The organism is Collinsella sp. TM10-22 (assembly GCF_003466125.1).
GTDB lineage: Bacteria > Actinomycetota > Coriobacteriia > Coriobacteriales > Coriobacteriaceae > Collinsella.
On the sequence record NZ_QSOC01000005.1, the window covers coordinates 178,260 to 198,083 of the forward strand.

Here is a 19,824-nt window from a genome sequence, read left to right on the forward strand (position 1 = left end):
GGACCGCTCCTTTCGGTGGGCGGGGGAACGCTGGGGCCATGCAGCGCGGCCGTCGTATGACACGAACGAGCCGCTACGCCATCAGCTTGTCAAAAGCTCCGCGACGGTTGAGTACGGTAAATGCCACCACGCAAATAATCACCGACAGAATCGACCCGCACGGCGAGGCGATGCCCATGGGGAACAGCGTGTCGGAGTAGGCGTTCGACAGCAGCCACGCGCCGGGCACGCGAATGAGCACCACTGCCAGCACGTTGTGCGCAAAGCCGATGTAGCTCTTGCCATACGCAGCGAAAAAACCGCTAAAGCAAATGTGGATGCCGGCAAAGATCGCGTCAAAAATATAACTGCGCATATAGCCGGTGCCGGCCGCAACGACCGCGGCGTCCTTGGCAAAAAAGCCGAGAAACGCCGGTGCCACCAGCCACATCAGCACCGTGATCAGGCAGCCATATATCACCGAGATGGTCATGGCATCTTTGAGCACCTGACGCGCGCGGTCGCCCTTGCCCGCGCCGGCGTTTTGCGCCGTGAGCGCGCTGACGGTGGCGCCCATGGAACTCGGCACGATAAACAAAAAACTGATCATCTTTTCGACCAAGCCCACGGCGGCGGCGTCGACGAGCCCTCGGTGGTTGGCGATGACGGTGATGAACATAAACGCCACCTGGATGCAGCCGTCCTGCACGGCCACGGGCACGCCGATCTTAAGGATGCTGCTGAGCACCTCGGGCTGGGGACGCAGGTCGCTGCGCTTGAGGTGAATGTGCGTGCGGCGGCTCTTGAGCCACACGAGCGCGAGGGCAACGCTTGCCGTCTGGGCGGTTACCGTGCCGAGTGCCGCGCCCACGGGGCCGAGTCCCATGTGGCCGATAAACAAAAAATCGAGCGCGATGTTGATGATGCACGCCACGCCGATCACGTACATGGGCGAGCGCGAATCGCCCAGGCCGCGAAAGATGGCCGAGAGGATGTTGTACGCGGCGATAAACGGAATGCCGACAAAGCAGATGCGCAGGTAGGCAGCGGTGCCTTCGACCGCCTCGGCCGGCGTGCCAATGAGCGCCACGATCTGCGGGCACAGCGCAAACAAGACGGCGGCCAGCACCACCGAGACGCCCATAAAGAGCGTGATGGTGTTGCCGATGGCGGCCTCGGCGCGGTCAAAGCGGCGCGAACCCACGGCGTGGCCGACGATGACTGTCGTTCCCATGGCCAGGCCCACGAGCGTCACGGTAATGATATAGAGCGTCTGCGCGCCATTGCCCACGGCGGTGATGCCGGCCGCGCCGCTAAACTGTCCCATCATGTACAGGTCGGCCATGCCGTAGAGCATCTGCAAAAAGTACGAGAGCATATAGGGCAGGGCAAAGACCGCAATGGTCTTAAGGACATTGCCGCGTGTGAGGTCGTGTTCCATGGGCGGGGCACTTTCTGGCTTGGGTCGTTTAGCTACCAGTGTAGTGAAAACCCTACAACGAGTGTAGAGTCAAGGTTTGAGTTGAGGACCGGGCGAAAAAGTTGCGTGCGTAGGCATTTCCAATTGAATGCAGGTGCGTTGAACCATGTCGAGTTCACGCTAGAAAACGCCATTTGCCCTGCGTCGTGTCGTACGCATGTCGACCTATTCTTCCCGTGCGGTACTATATTCCCTAAAGAATAAAGACCAGCGTGAGGGGAGGGCTGCGTGGACGGGCACGTGCAACATGACGGCTTTGGCCGCGATATCAACTACCTGCGCATTGCCGTTACCGACAAGTGCAATTTCCGCTGTATTTACTGCATGCCGGCCGAAGGCGTGGCGCCCCGCGTGCACGACGAGCTGCTCAGCGCCGAGGAAATCGCCCGCTTTGTGCGCCTGGTGGCGGGGGAGGCATTCGCCGCGTGCGCCTGACGGGTGGCGAGCCGCTGGTCGGCCGCCGTATCATCCCGCTCATTCGCGACATCCGCGCGATTCCGCAGATCGAGGACATCTCGCTTACCACCAATGGCGCCCTGCTGCCCAAGCTGGCGCCGCAGCTCAAAGACGCCGGGCTTAACCGCGTCAACATTTCACTCGATACGCTCGACCCGTGCTGTTTGAAGAGATCACCCGCTTGGGCCGGCTCGAGCAGACCATGGCCGGCATCGACGCGGCGCTGGCCTGGGGCTTTGAGCCCGTCAAGGTCAACTGCGTTGTTGTGCGCAGGCTCAACCAAGATGTGGCGGCCCTCGCGCGCCTGACCGTCGACCGTCCCATTCACCTGCGCTTCATCGAATACATGCCCATCGGCGACGAGCGTACGAGCTCTCATTGCGCCGTGGACCCTCATGCGCCCACGCTCAATCCGGCGCTGTGGGATGCGAGCGACACCGTGCCGAGCGACGAGCTACGGGCGCGCGTCAATGCGGGGCCGCCACGGTGGGCCTGGGCGAGCTCGAGCCGCTCGACATCACCGACGCTCCTGCCGGCACGGGTCCCGCGCGCTATTGGCGCTTTCCGGGTGCGGCGGGAACGGTCGGCTTTATCAGCGCCATGTCCAACCATTTTGCGCGAGCTGCAACCGCCTGCGCCTGACGGCCGACGGCAACGTGCGTCCGTGCCTGTTCGGCGATGCCGAGTATTCGGTGCGTGAGGCGCTGCGCCGTGGTGATGATATGCAGGTGCTTTCGATTTGGCGCGATGCCGTGGCCCACAAACCGCAGGAACACGCGATAATTGAGGGCACGCAACGATTTATGTCCCAAATCGGAGGAGGATCATATGGCCAAGAGCAGGTACGCCGATGCCACCAAGGCCGCTCGCAGGGCCGCGATGTCTGCCCACAAAGTCACGGCTGCGGCGAATGCTGGCAACGCCGACGCGACCGCACAGCCGTCTGCCGGAGCTGCTGCCGAGCCCGCTCGCGACGCCCGCCGCGACGAGCTAACGCATGTGGATGCCAAGGGCGAGGTTCGTATGGTCGACGTGTCCGACAAGGCCGAGACCCATCGCATCGCCATCGCCGAGGGCACCATCCTCATGCATCCCGAGACGCAGGCCATGGTGCTGCAGGATCGCGCCAAAAAGGGCGATGTGCTTGCCTGCGCGCGCGTAGCGGGCATCATGGCCATCAAGCGCACGAGTGACATCATCCCCATGTGCCATCCGCTGCTCGTTACCAAGAGTAAGTGCGATATCGAGCCTATCGCGCCGGCGGGGACGCCCGTCGAGGACGTGCCCGAGGGCTGGGCGCCGTCACGCGCAGACGGGCAGGTCGGCTTTCACGTGCTGGTCACAGCCGGTGTGACGGGCAAGACCGGTATTGAGATGGAGGCCCTGACTGGCGTGAGCGCCGCGTGCCTGACCATCTACGACATGTGCAAGGCCGTCGACCGCGGCATGGAGATCGTCGACGTACGCCTGCTGCACAAGGAAGGCGGCCACTCGGGCGTGTGGGATCGCGCCGAGCGTCAGGCCGCTGCTGTTGAGTCCGTGACCGCCGACGGTGCCGCACCCGCGAGCGCATCCGTTGCCATCGCGTCCGCAGTTCCGGCCCCGGCCGTCCCCGCGATCGCATTTATCGGCTACCAGAACTCGGGCAAGACCACGCTCGTCGAGAAGGTTATCGCCGAGCTCACCCGCCGCGGCCTGCGCGTGGGCTCGCTCAAGCATCACGGGCATCATGGCTTTGATATCGATGTTCCCGCTAAGGATACGTGGCGCCATCACCAGGCCGGATCCAAGCACGTGGGGCTCATCTGCGCCACGCGCTGGGCGGAGTATGCCGATACGCGCGAGGAGGACGAGATGCCCGCGCGCGAGCTGCTGTTGCGCTACGGCGATGTTGACGTGGTGATCATCGAGGGCTACAAGACCGAGGGCTTCGACAACATCGTGGTCGCGCGCTCCGGCGTCGATCGCCTGCGCGGCAAGAGCTCGCTCGACCTGGTCGACGGCCGCACGCTGGCGCTCGCCTGCAACGAGGCCCTGGCGCGTCAGGCCTTCGATGCGGGCTTTGCAACCCGAGCCATCAACATCAACGACGCCCGAGCCATCTGCGATCTCATCCAAGACCACCTTTAAGGCTTGACGCTGCGCCTGCCCCAAGCACCCCATCTCGCCCCTCAAGCCGTCGCTCGCGTACCAAAGTACGCGTCGCTCCTCTTTCGGGGCGACCTGGGGCACTTGGAACCGGCTCGCTGCGCTGCCATAACATGCCAAAAAGGGACAGGCATCTTTGTGGTGGTTTTTGCAAAAAAGCTTTGACTTAAAGTTAGCTCAAGGTGTCATAATCGCTGACAAACGATTGCGATCACGGAGGCCTCATGTCAAAACTGTACTTTATGCGTCACGGTCAAACGCTCTTTAACTTGCTTCGTCGCAAGCAGGGCTGGTGTGACTCGCCGCTCACCGAGCTGGGAATCGAGCAGGCTAAAACTGTCGGTGCGACCCTGCGAGGGCGTGGCCTTACGTTTGACCATGCGTACAGTTCGACGTCCGAGCGTGCGTGCGACACGCTTGAGCTTGCGTTCCCCGGTCAGCCTTACGAGCGCGTCAAGGGCCTTAAGGAGTGGAACTTTGGCAAATTTGAGGGCGCGAGCGAGGATTTGAATCCGCGCCTGCCGTACGGCGATTTTTACAAGCAGTATGACGGCGAGGGCGAAGTCGAGTTTCGCGAGCGTATGATGGCGACCATCACCGAGTTCATGCAGCGCCCTGGACATGAGAGCGTGTTGTGCGTGAGCCATGGCGCCGCAGCGGCTCAGGTCATGCGCGGCGTGGGCGTGGAGCCGCTCAAGATGAAGCACCGCATTGGCAACTGCTGTGTGCTCGAACTCGACTTTGATGCTACTACCGGCACATTTGCTCTTGCAGATTTGTACAACCCCTACGGCACCCCGCGCGAGTAACATCGGGGCATCAGCCAAAACCACCACAAAGGGGCCAGGCACCTTTGTGGTGGTTTTGCCGTTTACAGGCGATTTCCTACCGTTCAGCGGACTTTCGCACCAATGGGGCTTACGCTGCATGCAAGTTTCATCCTACAATCGCCCACGTGCTCACAAGTTTGTTACTCCTCGGGAGGCATCACTTGCGCATAATAGAAGACGAGGAATATCGCCCCGTCGTCTAGCGCCGATGTCCGAGGAGTTTTTTCATGCTCATTTTAAAGAAGATCAACAATAACGTTGCTCTCGCCGCCAGCGATGACGGCCGAGAGGTTGTTGTCTTTGGCAAGGGCATCGGTTTTCACGAGATGCCCTACGAGCTTGCCGATGAGTCGCTCATCCAGCGCAAATTCTATAACGTTCCCGAGAGCCTGCAGGATATGGTCGGCACACTTCCCGACGACGTTCTGCTCGCGGCAAGCGACATTGCCTGCTTCGCATCCCAGCAGCTTGGTTGCAAGCTGTCCGGTGGCCTGCCCTTTATCCTGGCAGATCACCTGCAGTTTGCCGTTCAGCGCGACGACGACCAGATCAGCGCTCCCAACCCGCTCGAGCATGAGGTGGCTTTCATCTACCCGCGTGAGCTCGAAATCGGTCAGGCCGCGCTCGCCATCGTGCAAAAGCACACCGGCGCCAAGCTGGGTCAGAACGAGGCCACGAGCATCGCGCTCCACATCGTTAACGCCGAGGTCGACGGCATGGGCCGCGCCAAGGACATGGACTTCATCATGAAGAGCACCCGCGTGCTTGACGAGGTAACCCATTCCGTGGAAAAGCAGCTCGGCTGCTCGCTCGACACGGCGTCGTACTGCTACATTCGCTTTCTTGCGCACCTGCGCTTTTTGGTTCGCCGCCTTGTTAAGGGCAGCTGCACGCAGACCGAGAACTCCTCACTGTTTATGCAGGCCGCCCGCGATTTTCCCGAGGCCTACCAGTGTGCGTACGCCATCAACCGCGTGTTCGAGAAAGAGTTCAAGCAGAGCTGCTCGGACGAGGAGCTCTTGTATCTGATGATGCATATCAACCGTCTGCGATCGGCTTCGCAGACCGAGTGAGTAAAGCCGCCAGCCCGGCGGCAATCGCAACAATTCTTTTTGGTTTCTAACTGCGGGCAAGGTACCGGCTCGCGGTAGGGGATATTTTTGTCGAAATTTGGAAAAGAGAGGACAGATCATGGCAGGTAAATATGACGATCTTGCTGCCCAGATCGTAGAGCTGGTTGGCGGCAAGTCCAACGTCAAATGCGTCGCACACTGCATTACCCGTGTTCGTTTTAAGCTCAAGGACGAGTCGAAGGCCAATGACGAGGCAATCTCCGAGCTGCCCAACGTCATCAAGGTCATGCACGCCAACGGCCAGTACCAGGTTGTTGTGGGCAACATCGTCGAGGACGTCTACGACGCCGTTCTCAAGGCCGGCGGTTTTAGCGACGGCGGCGCCGTCGACGCCGATGACGACGATGCCGCTCTCAAGGGCGTTACCGATGTGATCATCGACCTCATCTCGGGCATCTTCGCCCCCATGCTCGGCACCTTCGCCGCTGCCGGTATCATGAAGGGCCTGCTGGCGCTCGCTACCTTCCTGGTCCCGAGCTTTGCCAACGACGGCGCCTACACGCTGCTCTACACCGTCGCTGACGGCATGTTCTACTTCCTGCCCGTGGTGCTTGGCTTTACCGCGGCCAAGAAGTTCAAGATGAGCGAGTTCAACGGCATGGCCATCGCCTTTGCCCTGGTGTATCCCACCATGGTTGCCCTGACCTCGGGCGAGGTTGTCGGCTCCGTCGAGCTCGGCTTTGCTGGCACCTTCTCTTGGTACACCACGTTCCTGGGCCTGCCGCTCATCATGCCTGCCTCGGGTTACACCAGCTCCGTTATCCCCATCCTGCTCATGGTCTGGTTTGGCTCCACCCTCGAGCACTGGGTTAAGAAGTGGATGCCCGCTTCTATGAAGATGTTCTTCACCCCGCTGATCGTCGTCACCGTTACCGTCACCCTTGGCTATCTGGTCATTGGCCCCATCGCCACGCTCATCACCAACCTGCTTGGTGAGTTCTTCGCGCTGCTGTTTGGCCTGCCCATGATCGGCTCCCTCCTGGGCTGCACCCTCGTCGGTGCCTTCTGGATGTGCCTGGTCATCTTTGGCTTCCACTGGTCGCTCGTGCCCATCGCGCTGGTCAACCTGTCCACTCTGGGCCACGACTACATCCTGGGCTCCGTTATCGCCCACTCCTTCTCGCTGGGCGCCGTGCTCTTCGCCATGTATCTCAAGAACAAGGACGAGAAGTTCCGCGGTATCGCGCTGCCGGCCATGATCTCCGCCTTCTTCTTTGGTGTCACCGAGCCCGCTATCTACGGTGTCGCCCTGCCCGATAAGAAGGCCTTCATCAACGCCAGCATCGGTTCTGCTGTGGGCGGCCTCATCATTGGTCTCTCCGGCGCCGTGGTGTACATGTCCGGTGGTCTGGGCGTCTTCAACTGGCTGTCCTTCATCGACCCCTCCGGTGTTAACGGCATCAACCACATGATCTGGGCTATCGTTGCCTCTTTCGTGGGTGCCGCCGTGGGCTTTGCGATCGAGTTTGCCACCTACAAGCCCGAGGCTGCCAAGTAGCCCAAACGACAAAGACTCGGTACCAAGCCGGCGGGGGGGGGGGGGCGCCCCGCCGGTTTTTTTCAAAGGGGCTAGATGCCATGCGCTCGTCCGAGCGACTGCCCAAAATCAAAACCATGCCGGATTACGGGGCTGAAACGGTGAGTGCTGACCATACCCCGTTTTTCCGTAAACTGACAAGCCTCCTACCTGCGGTTTTGTCCTTGCCGTTTCTGGCATGCTCAAGGGGCACTGGTTCTGCCCCGTAAACCGGCATGGTTTTGAACCTGCCAATAAGGGACAGGTTTATTTTGGTCGGTTTTATCTGGGCAAACGTCGTCTCCGTCAGCTCCGTCCGCATATCTTAAGCCGGCATAGTTTCGATGGGTCGGTCCGTGCGCGTCCCGCAACATGCCTCGCCACGAAACCGGCCTATCTACTACGTTTAAGTGGTAGGGGCCAACCACACGGTGGTTTTTCGAAAACCGCCAAGCCGTCTACCTGCGGTTTTATTTTTGACAATTGCGGCGTGGTCGGGGGTTCACGACTAAACGTAGTAGATGGGCCGGTTTCGTGGCGGCCGACTCAACGCGAACTCCGATCGGGACGCAAATTACCTCGTGGACGCCGCTTCGGCGTCCACGCAACATCCCAACACGTACGAAAGGAGCCAACATGGCTTTTCCCGATGGATTTCTGTGGGGCGGTGCCACTGCCGCCAATCAGTGCGAAGGCGGATACAACGAGGACGGCAAGGGCCTCGGCGTTCCCGACATCATGACCGGCGGCACGGTCTCCGAGCCGCGCCACATTACCGACGGCATTCTGCCCCAGTACCACTATCCCAGCCACGAGGCCGTGGACATGTACCATCACTATCTCGACGACATCAAGCTTTTTGGCGAGATGGGCTTTAAGTGCTACCGCATGTCCATCAACTGGAGCCGTATCTTCCCCAACGGCGACGAGGCCGAGCCCAACCAGGCCGGCATCGAGTTCTACCGCCGTGTGTTCCAGGCCTGTCAGGAGCAGGGCATCGAGCCCATGGTCACCCTTAGCCACTATGAGCTGCCTTATGGTCTGTCCAAAAACTACGGAGGCTGGAAGAACCCCAAGCTCATCGATTTCTACCTCAACTACGCCTGCACCGTCATGACCGAGTACAAGGGCCTGGTGCGCTACTGGCTCACCTTTAACGAAATCAATTGCCTGCTCATGGGCGGCTTTGGCGGCGTGATGGGCGGCGGCATGGTGCCCGAGGCAACCGACACGCCCATGGCCTTTGGCGACTGCGACTGGGACGACCCGCAGGCGCGCTTCGATGCCCTGCACCATCAGTTCCTGGCGAGCGCCAAGTGCGTCACCATGGGCCATCAGATCGATCCCCAGAACAAGATCGGCTGCATGATCGCCGGCAACGCCTGCTACCCGCACACGTGCAATCCGGCAGACGTTCTGGCCGCACAAAAGCAGCAGCGCGAGATGAACTTCTACTGCGGCGACGTGCAGGTGCGCGGTGCGTATCCCTCGTGGGCGCCCAGCGTGTGGCGCCGCGAAGGCGTGCACGTGGAGGTTTCGCCCGAGGACGCCGCCACGCTGGCCGCCGGCAAGGTCGACTTCTACAGCTTTAGCTACTACATGAGCGCCACGGCCACGGCTGACCCGGTGCTGCTGGAGCAGGGCAACATCTTTGGTGGCGCCGGCAACGAGTACCTCAAGAAGAGCGATTGGGGTTGGGCGATCGACCCCGAGGGCCTGCGTTACTACCTGGAGGAGGTCTACGACCGCTACCAGGTGCCGCTGATGATCGTCGAGAACGGCCTGGGCGCGGTGGACGAGGTCGAGGCGGACGGTGCGATTCACGACGGCTACCGCATCGATTACCTGCGCGAGCATATCAAGCAGATGGAGATTGCCATCGAGGACGGCGTGGACCTGATGGGCTACACCATGTGGGGCTGCATCGATTTGGTGAGCGCCTCGACCGGCGAGATGAAGAAGCGCTACGGCTTCATCTACGTCGACAAGGACAACGACGGCAACGGCACGCTCGCCCGCAGCCGCAAGGACAGCTTCTTCTGGTACAAGAAGGTCATCGCCACCAACGGCGCCGACCTGGCCTAGCCAAGTCTCAACCAGCGTAAACGTCGCAACCACCACAAAGGGGCCAGGCACCTTTGTGGTGGATTTTGCTTTGGTAGATGTGTGGGACATGCCTTACAATCTACCAAGTAGTTCATGACGGGCGAAAAACGGAGAAAAGGGGCTTGATGCGTCCTTAATGTTTCATGCGGATAGATTGATTTGACAGACGGTGGCGAATGCCCGCCGTCCACATTCGTATGAAACAAGGAGTCTCCATGCTCGTCTCTCTTTTCTCAAAGCCTCAATCATCGCTTTCCGTGCAGGCCAAGCGCCTGGTGGCGATGCGCTTTCTCATCTACACCGGTTTTCAGACCAGCTACTTTATCGGCGTTATCGGAACGCTCACCTATGCGGACGGCGCTTCGGTCATCGCGACATCGCTGGCTGTCCTGTTTATGAATGTATTTGTGATCCTGGGATCCTTTGCGGGTGGCGCGGAGCTCGACGCCTGGGGTCCGCGCCGCCATTTCTTGCTGAGCATCATCGGCGCTCTCGCAACTGGCACGGCAATCATCGCTTTTGGTGGCGCGACCGGCGTCGTCCTGCTCGGCGCGGTGTTCCTAGGCTTTACGATGGGATTCGCTCAGCCCATTGCCACGTCCTATCCGGCCTATCTCACCAATGACCCCGTCGAGCTCAAAGACATCAACTCCGCCATTGCCATGTTCTCAAACGTGAGTATCATCGTTGGCCCCACGCTGGGCGGCTTTGTCGCGGCTGCTGCATCGTCACGCGCGGTGTTCGTGCTCATGATGCTCTTTACCGTGCTGGCGCTCGTTGCCGGCTGGGGCTTTAGGTCGCAGACCAGCCATGTCGCCGGGCATGCGGATGCCGATTCGGCAGAGGAAGGGGAGCGTGCGGGACAAAGCTCCAACCCCAGCACGTCCGCCCGCGCCACCTTCGCAGCCAGCATCAAGACAGTCTTCACCAACAGCGTCCTCGCGCTACTTTTCTGCATCATTTTTCTTTCGAACTTTGGCTACGGAGCCTTCGATCCGCTGGAGTCGTTCTTCTACCGCGATGTCCTACGCGTCGGCGTTGAGTGGATGGGCTGGCTTTCGTCGGCCTCGGGTGTGGGCGCGGTGCTGGGTGCCGTGCTCGCGCTCCGCTTGCCGCCGCACCTGGTCAACCTTAAAACACTGCTCGTGGCGCTCATGTCCGTGGGCCTGGGAAGTCTGCTCTATGTGGGGACACCGTACGTGGGCGTGGCCCTCGTCGGCCAGATCGCCCTGGGCATAGCTTGGGGTGTCGTCAACCCGCTCCACAACACCATTGTGCAAACGACGGCACCGCTTGAGCAGCTCGGCCGCGTGAACTCGGTTATGGGCTTTGGCAACATGTTCGCCGGCGTGGCCCCGCTGGCGATTGCCCCGTGGCTGGCGGCGACGTTTGGCGTGCAGCAGACGCTCATCGGAGCAGGCATGGTCGTGACGGCAGTCCCCGCGGCGTTGCTGCTGTTTGGGCGCTGCCATTTGGATCGTGCCGTAAAGCAGTAAAGACCATCACAACATTCGATGAAAATCACGATTTTGCCGAAAAACGTCGAATGTTGTGATGGTTTGGCCCGCAAACGTCACTTCCACCACAAAGGGGCCAGGCACCTTTGTGGTGGATTTTGCTTTGACGGGCCGCGCCTGCGCCTTGGTATACGATGTACGCCGTTCACGAATACACTCCACACCGCCGCACAACCCAGAAAGGCCCCCATGGACACCACCTTCAGCCACATCAAAGCCGTGTTCTGCGATATCGACGGCACGCTGCTCACGAGCCAGCACACGGTGTCCCCGCGCACCGTGGCGGCGATCCGCGCCCTGCGCGAGCGCGGCGTGCTCTTTGGCCTGTGCACCGGGCGCGACGCCCACGCGACCGAGGCCATGTACGAGCTCTGGGGCATCGAAGGCCTGGTGGACGTGCTCGTGGGCTGCGGTGGCGCCGAGGTCATCGACCGCGCGCACGATATCAACGAGCTGAGCTATCCGCTGCCGGGCGAGACCATCGCGCGCATCTGCAAGCACATGGCGGACCTTCCGGCAACGCCCGTCTGCCCCCGAGACGGCGTGTTCTACGTGCCCGAGAGCAACGCGTGCGTCGAGCACCTGTCGCGCGTCGACGGCGTGTCCTACAAGGTGGTCGATTTTGCCGAGTTTTTGCGCGAGCCGCAGCCCAAGGTGATGTTTACCATGGCACCCGAGGTGATGCCGCAGGTGATTGAGCGGGCGTCGACGTTTGCCGATAACACTGTTAAGGCGGCGGCTCTGCAAACCACGCAGCGGCTCTACGAGTTCATGGATCCGCGCGTGTCCAAGACGCGCGGCCTTGTGCGCGTGGCGGAGCTCAACGACATGGAGCTCCAGAACATCTGCGTGTTTGGCGATGCGGACAACGACACCTGCATGGTGGCCGACGCCGGCGTGGGCGTGGCCATGGCAAATGGCAGCGACGCCACCCGTGCCGCCGCCGATTTTGTAACCGCCAGCAACGACAAAGACGGCATCGCGATCTTTATCGAGGAGCATCTGCTGTAGCGCCGGGGGAGAACCACCACGAAGGGGCAGGCACCTTTGTGGTGGCCTCAGGCGATTTGGGCGAATTGATGCCTAAAATCTGCGCGAAAATTCAAATATTGTTGTCTGAACATTACGCTTCTAACTACCGATGGGTTAAAGATATTCCCATCAATTTAGTAGTCTATTCCTCCCGGTTAATGACCTACCGTTCACGGTCGATTTTCGACCGTTCACAGGACGCTTGCTCTTGAGCAAAATGTCGTGCAAATAAATAAAATGCTATTAAAAAACTGATAACTAGCTTAATTACCAGTAGAAATAGATATTTCATAGCGAATAAACGAAGGTTAATCCGAGCAAATGTCAAGAGAATTGAGAACTGGCTACAAAAATGTCGGTTTTGTTGCTCGGATGTTTAAACAACAGTTACAATAGTATTACTACGCGAGCGCAATTACAGATTGCGCAGATACGTTTGATAGTGAAAGAGCAAGATCGCGGTCTCTTGAGGAGGAGACATCGATGAAAGCAAATTCAGATAAATCTAAGCAGAGTAATAAAGCGACACATCGTGTACTAGCAGGTGTTTTGTGCGGAGCTTCCGTTTTGAGCCTGGTACTGTCGCTCGTTATGCCCCCGATCTCGCAGGCCATCGCCAGCGACACCCAGACAGTTTTTACCGAGGAAACTGTAATGGGGTGCTCAAAGTGAAGAAGTTCGCCGCATGTAGCTTTATGGCAACTGTTCTCGTAGTGAGCACTCTGTTGTCGCCGTTTAGTGCGGTCTCCACCGCAAGCGCGGAAGATGCTGTACCCCTCGCTTCCATTCTCACTCCGGGCATCTACAAGCCAACGTCCATTGGTATCGGTACGGACGTCACCACCGCGCAAAACGATCCCGGCGTTGCCACATTCGTTGGAAGGGACATGTACGTAGGAGGCAAGCCTGCGGACCCCTCCTACCTCACACGCGGCAACGTTGCAGGTTCATATGCCGTCGAGGCCGAGGGCCTTACCGTCGTGCAGGGTAAGCTTGCGCTCAATCCCCTCAAGGAGAGCTGGCCTTACACGGATTATAATAACAATGTGTCTGGCGCGGGATTTCGCTTCGGTACCGTTGGCTTTGGTGCGCAGTTTCGTCCTTCTGCGGGCAGCGTCGTTCTTGCGGTCGCGGGCTTGAGTAACGCGACCTCTATCAAAGAAATCCAGGTTGGTACAAGCAAGCCCGCATTGGCTTCCGTTGGCGCGTGGAACAAGGGTGCCTGGGTTGGTAAGCAAAAGAGCTCACATAACGCTGAAGCCATTGGCTGTGACTACACCGCGAAGATCGCCGGTCCCATTACCTATTGGAATACTAATAACGAGCGCCAGTCTGTGGTGACAACGCAGGGCAATTGGTGCGAGGGCGAGAACGCTCAGGACAGTACTCTGTTCAACCAAGTTAACTGCCTCATGGACATTAATGGCAAGGATTATTCGAATTACAGCGGAGAGACAGGCTATCTCAACACGCTTTCTAATCAGCTGAATTCGTTTGCGACGACGGGCATAGTGAGCTACGGCGTTGCTCAGGCGTGCGATAAGGACAACCGCTACATCATCAACAAGTACAACAATACGGATTGTAGCTATGGCCTGGTGTTTGATGGGTCGTATAAGACCATCAATGAGGACTGCGCCGATACGTCGCTCAATGGTAAGCGATTCAAGAATAGCGAGCGTCTTATCACGTTTAAGGGCGACAACACCTCTATGCAGCAGGTGTTCACCATCGATGCTTCTCAGCTGAGCAATACATACAACAACGAGTATTATCGTGGCGTTGATTTCGCATTCGTGGACATTCCCGAGGGCGCCTCGGTTGTTGTGAACGTTACCGGACCTTCGAATATTGAGTTTCACAATGGCTGGCGCTTTTGGTGGAACGGTACCGAGATTTCGCGTGGTTACGAAACTCAATATTCCGGCAAGGAGCTGGGCGAGGCATACGCGACGGCTTCCCAGTCCATCATGTGGAACTTCGTCGATACCACCAGCCTTACCATTCGAGGCGGCATCGCGGGAGAGGACCGCGCGGACTGGGGATACGGTGGCACAGTCCGCGGTGCTAAGTGGACTGACGACGATCCTGCGGCGGCTATGATCGGCAGCATCCTTGTACCCGATGGCAGCTTCGATGACCATGTGACCACCAGCGGCCGCGTTTATGTGGGCGTCGATTTCTCAATGAACAGCCCGAAGATTGCCGCAAAATTTGGTGAGGGAAATACAGCCTCCGTTATCGACATGGACCAGGAGCGTCACAATTTCCCGTGGTCCGGGTCGTATACACCGGACGGCTCTGCCATTGCGTGGAGCAAGGTCGATGCGGCGGACGACAAACCGCTCGCGGGTTCCGAGTGGGCCATCTACGCGACTGAGGACAATGCACGGAAGGATGAGAAACGTATCGTCTCCATTGTGGATAACGGCAAGAATGACTCCGATCCTGCCGTTGGCACCATTCAGTTCAACTACCTGAACCAGAAGGCCAATATTGGCAACCCTGATGACAAAGACTACTTCACGTACTACATTCGCGAGACTAAGGCGCCGGAGGGCTACGAGCTTTCCAATGCGATCTATACCTCGAAGATGTTCCACACGGGCGATGAACTCAACCTTGTGGGCAACGTGGGCACAAACGGCAACGAGATTTCCAGTCCGCAGAGCGCCATCCCCAACGCCAAGATTACCGGTACGGTGTCTTGGACCAAGGTGGCGGAGGGCGACACAAAACACACTCCTTTGGCTGGTTCTGAGTGGAAACTCACCAAGACTAATGACGCCGATGGTGCGGCCGTTAACCAGTCCTGGACCGTGAGAGATCAGGTGAGCGACCAGTCGACTTCGAGCGATACCACGTGGGTAGACACCGACACCGCGCCTGGCAAGTTCAAGCTCGAGGGCCTGCTGCCGGGCACGTATACGCTCACGGAGACCCAGGCTCCGTTTGGCTACGAACTGAACAAGAACACCTACACGATCACGGTGGACAGCACAAACGGCTCCATTACGTGGAAAGAGAACGAGCAGCCGAGCATCGTTAGTGGCGCTACGTACTACATCTCCGACAAGTGCAGTGCTACGTCCGTAACGATCCCGGTGACCAAATCTGTTCGCAATACGGATTGGCCTACGGCCGACGGCAACTATGTGCCGTTCGAGTTCAGCATTGAGGCTACGGGTGACTACGCAGACACATCCCCCATGCCCAAAGAGCCCAAGATTTCTGTTGCCCCAGAGGCAGGGGAGGCCGACGCCACCAAGCTCAACAACATCACGGCGACCTTTGGCGCCATGACGTTCAACAAGTCGCACCTGTCCACTGAAGCAGGCACCAATAAAGATTACGCCAAGACCTACACCTACACGGTGAAGGAGGTCGCGCCTACCACCGGTGCCATCGATAAGCTCCGCTACTCCAAGGCCGAGTACCAGGTTGCCGTCACGGTGAAGGCCGACATGAATGAGACCACTGGCAAGTACACCGGTCTTACCACCTCTACCACCGTTACGCAGATGAAGGACGACATGGGCAACGCCCTGGGTGAGAACGGGCAGGGCGTCGTGGTTCAACCCTCCGCCGCCGAGCCCAACGCCATCCCCGCCTCCACCTTCACCAACACCTACTCCACCTCTTTGCCCCTTTCTGGTATGTCGGGCGTCACTCTGACGTACCTTGCCGGCGCGGCGGTGCTTTGCGCTGCTGCGGCCTGGATGCACATTCGTCGCAAGGCGAATGCGAAGGGAGGCGAGCGTCGTGAATAAGAAAGTTTGCTCCTTCCCGATCTTGTTTGCGCTGCTTGCCCTCCTGATCGGCACCTGCGCGGTTGTGTTCCCCGCATCCGCGCAGGCCGCGCCGACCTCGAACGGTTCCATCACGGTGAGCGGCACCGTGGCGAGCAGCTACGACGCCTACCGGATCTTTAGCGCCAACGTCGTCGACGGCGACAACGACGCCAAGATCGCCACCGACCTCGCCTGGGTAAGCGACGCCGTGCGCGACGTCGCGCTGCCTGTGCTGCACGGCGCCGGCATGCCCAAATCCCGGACCACCGCGCAGGAAGCTGCCGAATGGCTCAACACCGATTCCCACCTTACGAGCGCGCTGAGCGCACAGCTCGCTCGTTCCCTCCAGAGCTCTGGCGCCGTGTTCAAGGCCCTTAATGCGGGCACGACGGCCGAGCTGCCCTGCGGCTACTGGCTCATCGTCGCCGACGACGACGCCATCGCCGAGGGCGAGGCCGGCACCGCGCCGATCATGACTCTTGTGGGCGGCAGCGCCGTCACCGTCAAGCCCAAGGCCGCGACCCCCAAGGTCGCTAAGCACGTGCTGGAGGACAGCACCGCCGCCTGGCAGAAGGCCGCCGACGCCACGGTCGCCGACGACCTGTACTGGCGCCTCTCGGCCACGGTCCCGGCGGGTCTTACCGCCTACGACACCTATACGGTGCAGTTCGTCGACACCATGAGCGCGGGGCTCGACCTCTCCAAGGTCGCCGCGAGCATGCGCGTGTACGTGGCGGCGGGCGCGGACGGCGGCTTCGACGCCGTTTCGGCTGGCAAGGACGGTCGCGCCGGCACCGAGCCCGCGAAGGGCTGGACCGACATCACGGCCCAGTGCAGGGTCTCGGTCGACGGTAAGACCTTCACCGTGCGCACCGGCGACCTCATCGCCGCGCTCGGCGGGGCCGACGCCTTCACCGCGGGCGCCCGCGTGGTCGCCGTGTACAATGCGCCGCTCAACAGCGCATGCAACCACGGCATCGCGAAGGGCAACCCCAACGAGGTCTACCTGCGCTACCCGCGCTCTCCCTTTGCCGACCAGTCCGGCGACGCCGGCTTTACCCGCACGCCGAGCGACGATGCGTGCGCCTACACCTGGGATCTCGCGCTCACCAAGCGCGGCAGCGACGGCGACAAGCCGCTTGCCGGGGCGGTCCTGAGCATCGCCGACGGCCGCGGTCGCACACTGGCGGCCGACGGCACGTGGGATGCGGAGGGCAAGGCCACCGTCACCACGGGCGAGGACGGCCGCGTGACCGTCTCGGGCGTGGACTCGGGCAAGCTGGAGGTCCGTGAGCTCAGGGCGCCCAAGGGCTACACCGCCTTTGAGGGCACGCGCTCCGTGACGGTCAAGGCCGAGGGTTTGGACGTCGACCAAGTGGCCGCCGCCAAGCCCAAACTCACCATCACGGCCGAGTCGCCCCTGCGCGCCGACAGCGCGGACGGGTCGACGGGCAGCCTGGAGGCGTCGCTCATTAACACGCCCACCGGCACACCCCCTAGCATTACCACCGGAGGCTTTATGCCCTCGACTGGCGATATGGCAATGTACGCCGCGGCCGCCGCAGCGGTCGCCGGAGCCGCACTCATCGTGGTCGCGCTCCTGGTCAAGCGGGGAGGTGGCAGCCATAAAGAGTAGCTGGCAGCCCCACAGAGAGCGGGGCGAGACGTAGCGAAGTAGATGCTAAGACACAGACAGATGATGACCGATCGAATGAGTTACAAAGTAGAAAGCAGAGGAAAGAAGATGCACATGAACAAGAACATCGCACGCCTAGCAGTAACCGCCGGCCTCACAGCAGCCCTGAGCTTCGGCGGAGTTATGGCCCCGGTCACGATGGCGTTTGCGGCTGAGGGCGTCAACACCATCACCATCACGCAGAACGCGAACAACGGAGCCACCAGGTTCAAGGCGTATCAGATCTTTAAGGCCGATGTCTTGGACAAGGACGGAAAGAAGGTCGTGTCCAATGTCAGCTGGGCGAGCGATCAGGCGGAGGCTGCCGTCCTGGGGGTCCTTAAGGGCGAGAGCGGGTCGGGTATCTCCGATGCCTCGACCGCGCAGGAGGTTGCCGACTACCTTTCCAAGACGATTGCGGATACCACTGCTACCACGGTCGTGGAGAAGGATAATCTTCTCAATAAGATTGCCCTGGCTGTCGAAAAAGCCGTGCCCCCGACCGGTGAGGCTTTTGATGCCGGTGCCGCCTTTACCGCCACGAACAAGGGGTATTACCTGTTCATGACCGACGCCGCATCGATTGGAGCCAAGGACAATTACGCCGATAAGAAGCAGACCGGTACCTCGCCGATTTTCGCCGTCGTGGGCGGCAGTGCTGTGGAGGTTGCCGAGAAGACGGACATCCCCACGGTCGAGAAGAAGGTCATGGACGACAAGTCCAACAGCAATTGGGCTGACAAGGCTGACTCCCAGATGGGCCAGGATGTTGAGTACCAGCTTACCGGTACCGTCGCTAAGAACGTCGATACATTCGATACGTATTACTATCAGTTCCATGACGAGCTCTCTGCCGGCCTGACTGCCAATCAGGCTTCTGTTGAGGTTAGGGTCGATGGGGCTAAGATTGATCCTGACAAGTACGCTGTTTCCTACGACCAGGAGAACGACAATAACCTTCTGACTGTCACGTTCGATGATCTTAAAAGTTCGGGCGCAACCGTCACGCCGAATTCCAAGATCGTTGTGACCTACACCGCCAAACTTGATCCCGACAAGGCTAAAAAGGTCGTTGTCGGTGGCGAGGGCAATGAGAATACCGTCAAGCTCATCTACTCCAACAACCCCGGCCATGATGGCAAGGGCGAATCCGTGCCCGACACCGTGCGCGACTACACCTATGCACTCAAGCTCGTCAAGGAAGACTCTGCTGATTCCGACGTTAAGCTCTCGGGCGTAAAGTTCACCATCCAGGCGACCGGCGCCGACGAGGGTACTGGCATCCAGTATGTCCAAGAGGACGGCTCTTTTGGCGATACTGCTTATGAGTTTACGACTGATGGTAAGGGCGAAATCAGCGTCAAGGGCCTCGATGCTGGCACCTATACGGTCAAGGAGACCCATACGCTCGACGGCTATAACACCCTGTCCGATTTCACGTTCACCATTACTGCCACGGGTCTTGATCAGAACGAGGGCGCGAATGCGCTGCAGGTGACCACATCCAAGAATGGCTCTGACCTCGTCGCTACCCCCTCCTTTGATAGCGGCACCGTCACTCTTACCGTCAAGAACAAGAAAGGCTCCGGCCTCCCGCTGACCGGTCTTAATGGCGTGACCTTCACTTGGATCGCTGGCAGCGCAGTGCTGTGCATCGGCGTGGCACACCTCATCCGCAGCCGTAAGCAGGCTGAGGAGTCCGAGCAGGAGTAACGCTCACTCACCCATCCCTTTGGCAGGTGGGATGTGATGGCCATGAGACTTGCGGACACTTTTCTCGTCCATCGACGTTCTTGCTTTGCTATTCTCTTTTCGGGGCAGACTCCGCACTGGAGTCTGCCCCGTTCTTTTTTGGGAGAAGGCAGCCAGCCTCCACCGTCCGATGCGGGTACGTTCGTCATCGCGTTTCTTGACTCGTATGAGGTTCGGTTTAAGGTCCGTAGGCGCACGCGCGGTGCGGACGGTAGAAGGCATTTGCGCCGCAACAAGCGCAAATAAGAATGCCCGGGGTTAGAGGCCCGGGCATTTAACAAAAGCTGAAAACTAGGCCGCCCGCGCTCCCAAACATTTACGCGGGGTGCGTCGTTTTCTATTGATATTGTATCCCGAATCGCCCAGCCGATTCGGGACATTTTGAAAACGCAAATGCGGGCCTATGCAT

The 19,824-nt window shown here is 59.7% G+C and carries 14 protein-coding genes and 1 pseudogene; 14 read left to right on the plus strand and 1 reads right to left on the minus strand.

What is annotated here, in order from left to right; genetic code table 11:
- Nucleotides 1-73 precede the first annotated feature (73 nt).
- Entirely contained in the window at nt 74-1,420 is a 1,347-nt protein-coding gene (locus DXD94_RS06760) for an MATE family efflux transporter (protein WP_117734659.1), read from the minus strand.
- Between the two features lie 267 nt (nt 1,421-1,687).
- Here DXD94_RS06760 and DXD94_RS09830 point away from each other — a divergent pair, with 267 nt between their 5' ends.
- The 14 genes and pseudogenes from DXD94_RS09830 (at nt 1,688) to DXD94_RS06820 (ending at nt 19,376) form a co-directional block, all read left to right on the plus strand.
- On the plus strand, nt 1,688-1,894 hold the full coding sequence (locus DXD94_RS09830; protein WP_233505222.1) for a hypothetical protein: 207 nt from the start codon (nt 1,688-1,690) through the stop codon (nt 1,892-1,894).
- Entirely contained in the window at nt 1,885-2,223 is a 339-nt protein-coding gene (locus DXD94_RS09835) for a radical SAM protein (protein WP_233540337.1), read from the plus strand. Before DXD94_RS09830 ends, DXD94_RS09835 begins: the two co-directional genes overlap by 10 nt.
- 112 nt (nt 2,224-2,335) lie before the next feature.
- Entirely contained in the window at nt 2,336-2,557 is a 222-nt protein-coding gene (locus tag DXD94_RS09840; protein ID WP_233540342.1) for a hypothetical protein, read from the plus strand.
- Nucleotides 2,554-2,634 (plus strand): annotated as a pseudogene (locus DXD94_RS09845) (hypothetical protein); the annotation flags it as partial. The gene DXD94_RS09840 and the pseudogene DXD94_RS09845, both read left to right, overlap by 4 nt.
- 109 nt (nt 2,635-2,743) lie before the next feature.
- Nucleotides 2,744-4,045 (plus strand): molybdopterin-guanine dinucleotide biosynthesis protein B, encoded by a 1,302-nt coding sequence (gene mobB / locus DXD94_RS09935; protein WP_117763605.1) that lies wholly within the window; start codon nt 2,744-2,746, stop codon nt 4,043-4,045.
- 242 nt (nt 4,046-4,287) lie between these two features.
- Entirely contained in the window at nt 4,288-4,872 is a 585-nt protein-coding gene (locus DXD94_RS06775) for a histidine phosphatase family protein (protein ID WP_117563640.1), read from the plus strand.
- A gap of 248 nt (nt 4,873-5,120) precedes the next feature.
- Nucleotides 5,121-5,966, plus strand: a complete 846-nt coding sequence (locus DXD94_RS06780; RefSeq protein ID WP_117563639.1) for a PRD domain-containing protein — start codon at nt 5,121-5,123, stop codon at nt 5,964-5,966.
- 118 nt (nt 5,967-6,084) lie between these two features.
- The gene (locus DXD94_RS06785; protein WP_117763606.1) at nt 6,085-7,524 is read left to right on the plus strand and encodes a PTS transporter subunit EIIC; all 1,440 of its coding nucleotides are present in this window, start codon (nt 6,085-6,087) and stop codon (nt 7,522-7,524) included.
- 654 nt (nt 7,525-8,178) lie between these two features.
- Nucleotides 8,179-9,627, plus strand: a complete 1,449-nt coding sequence (locus DXD94_RS06790) for a family 1 glycosylhydrolase (RefSeq protein ID WP_117734657.1) — start codon at nt 8,179-8,181, stop codon at nt 9,625-9,627.
- A 236-nt stretch (nt 9,628-9,863) separates the two neighbouring features.
- Nucleotides 9,864-11,144 carry an MFS transporter gene (locus DXD94_RS06795; RefSeq protein ID WP_158564800.1) on the plus strand — a complete coding sequence of 427 codons (1,281 nt, stop codon included), beginning with the start codon at nt 9,864-9,866 and terminating at the stop codon, nt 11,142-11,144.
- A 210-nt stretch (nt 11,145-11,354) separates the two neighbouring features.
- On the plus strand, nt 11,355-12,176 hold the full coding sequence (locus DXD94_RS06800) for an HAD family hydrolase (protein ID WP_117763608.1): 822 nt from the start codon (nt 11,355-11,357) through the stop codon (nt 12,174-12,176).
- 680 nt (nt 12,177-12,856) lie between these two features.
- A complete protein-coding gene (locus DXD94_RS06810) occupies nt 12,857-15,967 on the plus strand; it encodes a SpaA isopeptide-forming pilin-related protein (protein WP_158564801.1) in 3,111 nt (1,036 codons plus the stop codon).
- The gene (locus DXD94_RS06815; RefSeq protein WP_158564802.1) at nt 15,960-17,624 is read left to right on the plus strand and encodes an isopeptide-forming domain-containing fimbrial protein; all 1,665 of its coding nucleotides are present in this window, start codon (nt 15,960-15,962) and stop codon (nt 17,622-17,624) included. The genes DXD94_RS06810 and DXD94_RS06815 overlap by 8 nt, the downstream gene beginning before the upstream one ends.
- A gap of 114 nt (nt 17,625-17,738) precedes the next feature.
- Entirely contained in the window at nt 17,739-19,376 is a 1,638-nt protein-coding gene (locus DXD94_RS06820; RefSeq protein WP_158564803.1) for an isopeptide-forming domain-containing fimbrial protein, read from the plus strand.
- Nucleotides 19,377-19,824 lie beyond the last annotated feature (448 nt).

Bases quoted from the DNA above. Each gene is read 5' to 3' on its own strand.
- DXD94_RS06760 (WP_117734659.1), bottom strand. From the start codon at position 1,420: ATGGAACACGACCTCACACGCGGCAATGTCCTTAAGACCATTGCGGTC.
- mobB (WP_117763605.1), top strand. From the start codon at position 2,744: ATGGCCAAGAGCAGGTACGCCGATGCCACCAAGGCCGCTCGCAGGGCC.
- DXD94_RS06775 (WP_117563640.1), top strand. From the start codon at position 4,288: ATGTCAAAACTGTACTTTATGCGTCACGGTCAAACGCTCTTTAACTTG.
- DXD94_RS06780 (WP_117563639.1), top strand. From the start codon at position 5,121: ATGCTCATTTTAAAGAAGATCAACAATAACGTTGCTCTCGCCGCCAGC.
- DXD94_RS06785 (WP_117763606.1), top strand. From the start codon at position 6,085: ATGGCAGGTAAATATGACGATCTTGCTGCCCAGATCGTAGAGCTGGTT.
- DXD94_RS06790 (WP_117734657.1), top strand. From the start codon at position 8,179: ATGGCTTTTCCCGATGGATTTCTGTGGGGCGGTGCCACTGCCGCCAAT.
- DXD94_RS06795 (WP_158564800.1), top strand. From the start codon at position 9,864: ATGCTCGTCTCTCTTTTCTCAAAGCCTCAATCATCGCTTTCCGTGCAG.
- DXD94_RS06800 (WP_117763608.1), top strand. From the start codon at position 11,355: ATGGACACCACCTTCAGCCACATCAAAGCCGTGTTCTGCGATATCGAC.
- DXD94_RS06820 (WP_158564803.1), top strand. From the start codon at position 17,739: ATGAACAAGAACATCGCACGCCTAGCAGTAACCGCCGGCCTCACAGCA.